The 7449-nt window shown below is 52.8% G+C and carries 9 protein-coding genes; 5 read left to right on the top strand and 4 right to left on the bottom strand.

Annotated features, from left to right (window positions below; translation table 11 throughout):
- Positions 1-3: 3 nt before the first annotated feature.
- Both PG722_RS14140 and PG722_RS02095 read left to right on the top strand, forming a co-directional pair.
- Positions 4-132 carry a helix-turn-helix domain-containing protein gene (locus PG722_RS14140; RefSeq protein ID WP_442867816.1) on the top strand — a complete coding sequence of 43 codons (129 nt, stop codon included), beginning with the start codon at positions 4-6 and terminating at the stop codon, positions 130-132.
- A 148-nt stretch (positions 133-280) separates the two neighbouring features.
- A complete protein-coding gene (locus tag PG722_RS02095) occupies positions 281-835 on the top strand; it encodes a recombinase family protein (protein WP_270579500.1) in 555 nt (184 codons plus the stop codon).
- A 36-nt stretch (positions 836-871) separates the two neighbouring features.
- Here PG722_RS02095 and PG722_RS02090 read toward each other — a convergent pair whose 3' ends face one another.
- Positions 872-1213, bottom strand: coding sequence for a helix-turn-helix domain-containing protein (locus tag PG722_RS02090; protein ID WP_117751228.1), 342 nt, complete (start codon positions 1211-1213; stop codon positions 872-874).
- A 154-nt stretch (positions 1214-1367) separates the two neighbouring features.
- On the opposite strand from PG722_RS02090, the gene PG722_RS02085 reads away from it, so the two are divergent.
- Genes PG722_RS02085 through PG722_RS02075 form a run of 3 tightly spaced genes read left to right on the top strand, consistent with a single transcriptional unit; the run spans position 1368 to position 4967 of the window.
- Positions 1368-2192: a hypothetical protein gene (locus PG722_RS02085; RefSeq protein WP_270418058.1), complete on the top strand. Its 825-nt coding sequence runs from the start codon at positions 1368-1370 to the stop codon at positions 2190-2192.
- Between the two features lie 21 nt (positions 2193-2213).
- Positions 2214-3536, top strand: coding sequence for a hypothetical protein (locus PG722_RS02080; protein WP_270418057.1), 1323 nt, complete (start codon positions 2214-2216; stop codon positions 3534-3536).
- An 18-nt stretch (positions 3537-3554) separates the two neighbouring features.
- Entirely contained in the window at positions 3555-4967 is a 1413-nt protein-coding gene (locus PG722_RS02075; RefSeq protein ID WP_270579497.1) for a YARHG domain-containing protein, read from the top strand.
- 130 nt (positions 4968-5097) lie between these two features.
- Here PG722_RS02075 and PG722_RS02070 read toward each other — a convergent pair whose 3' ends face one another.
- Genes PG722_RS02070 through PG722_RS02060 form a run of 3 tightly spaced genes read right to left on the bottom strand, consistent with a single transcriptional unit; the run spans position 5098 to position 7449 of the window.
- Positions 5098-5790 carry a class II aldolase/adducin family protein gene (locus tag PG722_RS02070; RefSeq protein WP_110436230.1) on the bottom strand — a complete coding sequence of 231 codons (693 nt, stop codon included), beginning with the start codon at positions 5788-5790 and terminating at the stop codon, positions 5098-5100.
- Between the two features lie 12 nt (positions 5791-5802).
- On the bottom strand, positions 5803-6462 hold the full coding sequence (locus PG722_RS02065) for an HAD family hydrolase (protein ID WP_118761345.1): 660 nt from the start codon (positions 6460-6462) through the stop codon (positions 5803-5805).
- Positions 6463-7449: a transketolase family protein gene (locus PG722_RS02060; RefSeq protein ID WP_118479004.1), complete on the bottom strand. Its 987-nt coding sequence runs from the start codon at positions 7447-7449 to the stop codon at positions 6463-6465.

Raw genomic sequence — 7449 nt, 5'->3', positions numbered from 1 at the left:
ATTTTGCAGGTCAGCCGCGGCACCATGCTGCGGCTGCTGCACGAAAACGAAATTCCGGCGTTCCGTGTCGGGAATCGCTGGCGTATTCAGCGCAAGGCAATGCTCGAATTCATCGAGCGTGACGAATACTGAAAACAACCGTAACGAACAGTTCCGTTTGGGTATACCTATACGGGACGCTTGGAAATCGTCCCGTTTAAGTCGGTTTTGGAGTTTTGGAACGTCCCGAAATTTCCACCGACTTAAACGGGAAATTCTTTTTTTGACAGGAGAACATACTATGAAAATTGGTTATGTGCGTGTCAGCACAGAGGAACAAAATACCGCCAGACAGGAAATTATGCTCCGCGACCTCGGTGTCGATGAGCTGTTCATCGACAAGGCCAGCGGCAAGAACGCTGACCGTCCCGAACTGCGTCGTATGATGGAATATGTGAGGCGCGGTGATACGGTTATTGTCGAGTCCATCAGCCGCTTTGCCCGCAACACTCGTGATTTGCTCGATCTGGTAGAGCGTCTGACCGAAAAGCAGGTAGAGTTTGTCAGCCGCAAAGAAGCGATCGACACCACCACACCGACCGGCAAATTTATGCTGACCGTATTCGCAGCAGTCGCAGAGCTGGAACGTGAGTATATCTTACAGCGCCAGCGAGAAGGTATCGCCATCGCTAGGACTCAAGGGAAATATCGAGGCAGACCGGCAAAGGATTATCCCAATTTTGAGTGCGTAGTTGCTCGCTGGCGTAATGGAGAAATCACTGCGGTGCAAGCGATGAAGCAGCTCGGTATGAGCAAAACGCGATTTTATGAACGAGCAAAGCTATTGAACAAGTAATTGAAAGCCGTATGCTCTCAGCATACGGCTTTTCTTTCACTTTGTATCTTTATGATTCATGGCACTGATAACCGTTTTCAGTATGGATTCCAGATACGGAAGCTGCCCGGGTGTTACACTCTCCACCATCGGAGAAAGTGCTTTGAGCATCCCTAACTTATCTTTTTTCTCCTGTTTTCCGAACAGAATATAGTCAGTGGATAGACTGAGCGTAGTTGCAATACGGCATAGTGTCGGCACGGACATACCCTTGGTTCCCAGTTCAATATCTGCACAAAACTTGGGGGTAATATCCAGTTTTTCAGCAAATTGCTCGCGTGTCAGTCCTAAATATTCGCGTTGCTTGCGGATACGTCCTCCGATAGCCACCCAGTCCATGCTGTTCCTCCGTTCATTCTTTCTATTTAGTGTACCCCGTACAGTTGTAATGAAAAATGAACTTTTAGGGTGGAAATATATAAACTTATAGCGTATAATGGAAGTAACTCACAGGGGGCACCGCCCCACAGTAAAAGAGACGGAGGAAATTAGTATGATAGGCGCAATTATGATTCTTGCGGTCGTAGCGTATCTGGTTTGGACATTCTGGGGACGCGCTTTCCATGTGATCGGGCAGTATAAAAAAGGCGGCAGTCAGTTCAAATTGTCTGAACCTCTGGATTATGCAGCCATTTATCAGAAGCTAAAGGAGGGACTACAGTATCCGGACAATCGCAATCTGTTTTATGATGAATTTGGACAGCCTTCCATTGCAGGACGATATGGCACGTACACTATCCACATGGAGGACACACTGCTGACCGTGCAGGCAGAGACGAACGGTAAGCTGAACAAAAACATGCGGCAGACCGAGGAGGCAATGTGCTTGGCAGCGTATATCCGCAAGATTTTCGAGCCTGCGGCACCAGTCAATCCGTATCAGCTGTACAAGCGCATGCGGCATGCACGGCGTAACGGCTTAATAATCAGCGTAGTGCTGATTATCGCTGCAGCGGCATATTCTATGGCTGTGCTGTCTCCGGCACTGGACGATACGGCAAAGGTGCGTAATGCGTATCTGTCGCAGTATAGCACAACGGTTACGGTAGGCGATGCGTTCGATAATTTCTTTGGCTCGCCCAAGTGGAAGGCGTACGAGGAAGGTACGCAGGAGCGAGTCGATTTTCAGGGAAACTGCACGTATTCCGGCGAGCAGGTACAGGTTCGCATTGTGTTTGGCATCTACGGGGATACGTTCCAGGTAGATTCGGTGCAGATCAACGGCAAGGAGGCACCGGCGCTGATTTCGGCAGGTCTGTTCTCTGCGGTTTACGGAGAGACGGATTCGTCCGGAGGAACGGTATCCAGTGCAGAATGAATATAAAGCAGGTGAAACCGTATGTTTTTTAAGAAAAAACAGGAACAATCGGCAGAACCAGCGGTAGTGTTAGCAGAATCGTTTGCTGAGCGAAAACTGCCGCTGATTCTGCGCTGGCCAATCAGTATCATACTTTTGTTCGTCATGCCTCCATTCGGCACGGCTGTGGGCATTGGATTAGCAGTTGCGCGGCTGATTTTCAATCACAAATATCCGCGGTACAAGCTGAAACTGCGGACGAAATTCATTGTTTCGACACTTTGTGTCGCATTCGTGGTATGGGCGGTTGTCACTGCGCCGGAGAGCAGCACGACCACCTCAGCGGAGGCAGTACCAACAGAACAGGGTGAATCGCAGGCCACCGAAACAACATCTGAAGCGACAGAAAACAAAACCGTAGAGCAAGAAACAACTTCTCAGGCGGAACAGCAGGCGGCCTCCGAACAGAAAAAGCAGGAAGAGGCAGTTCAGGCGGCGAAGGCTGAGACAGAGAAACAGCAGAAGGAGGCAGAAAAGCAGCAAAGACAGGAGGAGAAAGCTGCTAAGAAGCTGGCGCGCCAACAGAAACGCGCCAACAAAAAAATAGAGAAAGCGCTGGGCAAGGATAACATCGAGAAGGCAGCGAAAAAACTCTCCCACGTGAAGGAGAACTGGGTGTACGCCTATTATCAGCAGATGCTACCGGATTTGATCGAACAGGACGACCGCACACAGCTCGACCGTTATCTCACAATCTACAGGCAGGCGTTTCCGGAGACAGAGCAGATGAAGGACGTGCTCACGGCGTGGGATCAGATCTGTGACGACCAGAAGAAGATGGACGAACTGGACAAGAAATACCGTTCGGACTATTCGGGCGGTATGTCCGGTGCAAAGAGCGCCGCAGATAAAACCGAAGAGCATGCGTTTTATCTGCAGTACAAGTTGAAAAGTTCTGCCGCAAACAGCCAAAATAGCGTAATCAGTGCTGTGGGAGAGGCAATCGATGCGGCGCAGGAGTCTATGACGGGCACATATGAGTATCTGGCGAATAATGTGACGAACGACTTTATTCCATCGTTGATACAGGGCTACATTGATATGAACACCTATCCGGGCGATGAACAGTATGTTCTGATCACCACCAAACCATTTTCCCAGTCAGGTGCAACAACGGTGTATGCGTATCCGAGCGGAACGCGCACGCTGACGACTTCGGACGGATTTGAGAAAGAGGTCGAGTGCTACCGAGTGATGGACAGTGCTGTGCGGGATGAAATTCTACGGGATTACGAAACGTATTCGGTGGCCGGCATGTCGATCACAGAGGCAAGCCAGCACATGCAGGAATTATTAAACAAGTAAAAGAAAGCAGGGAGAATCATGAAACAAAAAATTTGCGGTTTGCTTGCCATGCTGCTGCTGTTATCCGGCTGCGGCTCAAGCACACCGGCCGACACCTCGCCGATGAGCGAGGACGAGATCACGCAGATGTACAGCGATCCGGATTCGTTCAAGGGCCGCACGCTCGAGCTGTACGGCCGTGTGTTCAACGAGCCAGAGTACGATGACGACGGCGTGTATTTCCAGATGTGGGGAGACCCGGGGAACGGAGAGCGCAACACGATCGTAGCCTGCAAGGACACCTCGCTCAAGCTGCAGGATGATGATTATGTGCATATTTTAGGCAGTGTTTCCGGTAAACACGAGGGCGAAAACGCACTGGGCAGCAAAATCACCGCGCCTGCGATCGTTGCGGATTCGGTAGAGGTGGTAACTTATCAGGAGGCCTGTGCGCCGACGCTGTACACCGCGACGGTGCAGACAGCGGCGCAGACACAGTGCGGCTACACGGTTTCGGTCGACTCGGTGGAGCTGGCGGAAAAGGAAACACGCGTTGCGGTTACGGTGACGAACAACGGTGCAGCGGCGTTCAGTATCTACGATTCCAGCGCAAAAATCGTGCAGAACGGCAAGCAGTTCGAGCGGGAGTATAACTCCTATGCTGATTATCCGGAGCTGCAGTCGGATTTGATGGTCGGCGCGAGCACGACCGGCATCATCACCTTCCCGGCACTGGAAAAGGCGGATTTTGACATCACGCTGACTGGCTCGTCGGATGATTGGGACGAAAGCATTGCACCGTTTACGTTCCATTGTACGTTCGGTGACGCGGCAGCGCAGACTCAGCAGGAGCTAGCGGCGGAACAGGCGGCGCCGACCTACATGCTGTACGAGGGCACAGCGACCAAGTCTATCGACCTTTCGCTGACCGATACCGTAATTGGCAGCAATAAACTGTGGCCGACGGACACGAAAACCATTACCACGGATGATCTGTCCAAGCTGACGCAAAATGAGGTTGCGGCTGTGCGCAACGAGATTTATGCGCGGCACGGCTATACTTTTACCACGGATGAATGGAAAATTTTCTTTGCCTCGGCGGAGTGGTATCATGCGGACAGTGCGTACTCCAACAATATGCTGAATGCCACGGAAAAAGCGAATGTGGATACCATTCTGAATTACGAAAAGAGTGCAGGCGGACAGCAGGAGAAGATCCGGCCGGAGGATATGGCATCGCAGGCCGCGCTGAATTACTGCCAGACAACCGGCTGGACGAACAGCCGCGTCAATTTTGTGGAAAGCCGTCCGGCAGGCGGATACTATGTCAATGTGATGAAGATAGACGACTCGGATAACAGTTATGAGGAAAATTATGTGGTGACGGTCGAAAACGGAAAGGCAATCGTGACCGGCACCGAGCAGTTAGGCGAATTTACGCCGATCGATTAATTAACAGAATAAATCAAAAAATCAGGACGGAAGGCTCGAGAGACCTTCCGTCCTGATTTTATTAGAGGGGTGTTGCCTTAAGGTTTGGTTTGGAAATTTCTATCTGAGTGAATAGGCAGACTGTGTGAGTTTAGTCGATTCGCTTTACCAGATCCTCCGGAATCTTGGCAGTGCCCTGACCGTAATACTGGAATACGTCAACCATCTGCTGAATCTGCGCGTCGCTCATCTGCTTGATCTCGCCGTTGACGCAGGCTGCGCGGGCAGCCAGATAGCATTTTGCGGCTTCTTCGAGGTAGACCGCAGCGTACAGCGCCTGATTGAGGTCCTTGCCGACCGTCATAACGCCGTGCTGAGACAGGATAACGGCATGACCGTTGCCGACATACTTGACGGTATCAATGCCCATATCGATCGAGCCTGCAGCCGAATACGGCGTGATCGGCACATTGCCGCCAGCGGCATTGGCCAGTGCGGTAATGCATACGCGGAACTCGGTCAGGCCCGGAATGAGCGAAACCGCAGTCGCATACGGCTGGTGGGTGTGGATAACGGCGTTGATGTCCGGACGCTCGCGGAAGATATGCAGGATAGCCGGTGTGTCGGACGAGGGCTTGCGGGTGCCTTCGATGACATTGCCGTCGATATCCATGACGATCATATCATCCTCGACCATCTTCTCATACATCATGCCGGACGGCGTAACGAGAATCTCGCCGGTCGGCATGCGCACGCTCAGGTTGCCGCAGGTCAGCGATACCAGCTCATAGCGGTCGAGCAGGATACCGGCTTCGATGATTTCTTTTTTCATTTCCGAAAACATGGTGAATTCCTCCTAAAAAATCGTGAGCAGCTGTTCCGGTCTGCGGACGATGAATTCCGGATGGTAGGGCAGCAGCATTTCGAGCGGCTGATAGCCCCATGCGGCAGCAGCGGCTGCCGTTTGCGTGTTGCGTGCGGTCTGCATGTCCACATCGGTGTCACCGACATAGAGTATCTGCTCACGCGGTATGCCCAACTGATCAAGCACAGGGTCCATCGAGTGTGGATCGGGTTTGGAGATGGTCTCCGGCGTCTGTCCGACGCACAGCTCCATCGCATCTCCGAAAAATCGGTCGATGAGCGCACAGGCAACGGCGTTGGGTTTATTCGTCAGAACGGCGTTCTTGATGCCGCGGCGGTTTAGCTCCGCAAGCGTTTCACACACCCCTGCATACGGCTGGGTGAGATAGGTGAAATCGCTGAGGTACGCGGCGCAGTCGTAATCGCGTATCGCGGGCTGAAGTGCGGCAACCCGATCAGGCGGGCAGCCGCCGAGCTTCAGCAGCTTATGGTAAAACTCCGCGATAGAAAGGCGGCACAGGTCACGGCACTCGTCGAGTGTAATGCCGTGAAAGCCGAAATGACGAAGGGACTGGTTACAGTAATGGTGAATGGTCGGCAGGGTATAGAGCAGCGTGCCGTCCAAATCCCAGACACAGGCGCGAAAGCCCATTTATACCTCCAGGAAGTCTACAAAGCGAACGGCTTCCAGATCGGACTCTGCAACGCCGAGCTTCTTGCCGGTCAGGTCCTCGACAGCGGATACGAGGTGCATGGCATCAATGCCGTACTTCTTCATCAGATACATCTTGGACGCACCGTGCGGATAGCCCGGCAGGCCGATCTTGACCAGACGCTTGCCCAGTCCGTTCTCTGCGATAACATCAGCAACAGCGGAGCCGAGACCGCCGATATCCAGATGGTTTTCGATGGTAACAACGCCGTACTTGCTCTTATTGATGGCCTCAACGATGGTCGGGTCGGTGAACGGCTTGAGGGTGGAAACGTGCATATGCTGTACGGAAACGCCCTTTTCCTTCAGAACTGCGGTAGCGCGCATTGCTTCCTCAGTGCAGATGGAGGAGGACAGCAGAACGATGTCATCGCCTTCACTCAGCACGCGGGCACGGTTGAACTGCATCGGCTCGTTTGCCGGGAACAGGCGCGGAACTTCCTTGCGAAGCATGCGGATGTAAACCGGACCGTTGTAGTTGTATGCCAGATCGAGCACGCCTTCGATTTCGGTTGCATCACCGATGTCGAAGATGGCCATGTTCGGCACCGTGCGCAGTACGCCGATGTCGTTGATGGACTGGTGGGTAACACCGCCCGGCGTGGTAATGCCCGGCACAAAGCCGACGAATACAACCGGCAGATTCGGATAAGCAACACTCATTTCCAGCTGATCGAGGATGCGGCGATACAGGAATACCGCAAAGGTGTGCAGGAATGGACGGTAGCCCTCACGGCACATGCCGGCTGCCCAGGAGCACATGTTCTGCTCGGCGATACCCATGGTCAGGTAGCGGTCCGGGTAGGTCTGGCGGAACTTTTTTACTTCGCAGGAGGAGCCGAGGTCGGCCGACATAACCAGAACCTCCGGATGCTCGGCTGCGAAGCGGATCATATTTTTTTCATGTGTATTAACTTCGATCTTCAT

The organism is Butyricicoccus sp. OF27-2pH9A, assembly GCF_027693185.1.
In the GTDB taxonomy this organism is placed as follows: Bacteria; Bacillota; Clostridia; order Oscillospirales; family Butyricicoccaceae; genus Agathobaculum; species Agathobaculum butyriciproducens.
Note: the sequence above shows the minus strand (reverse complement) of the source record. Positions and strands in the feature narration are given on the sequence as shown.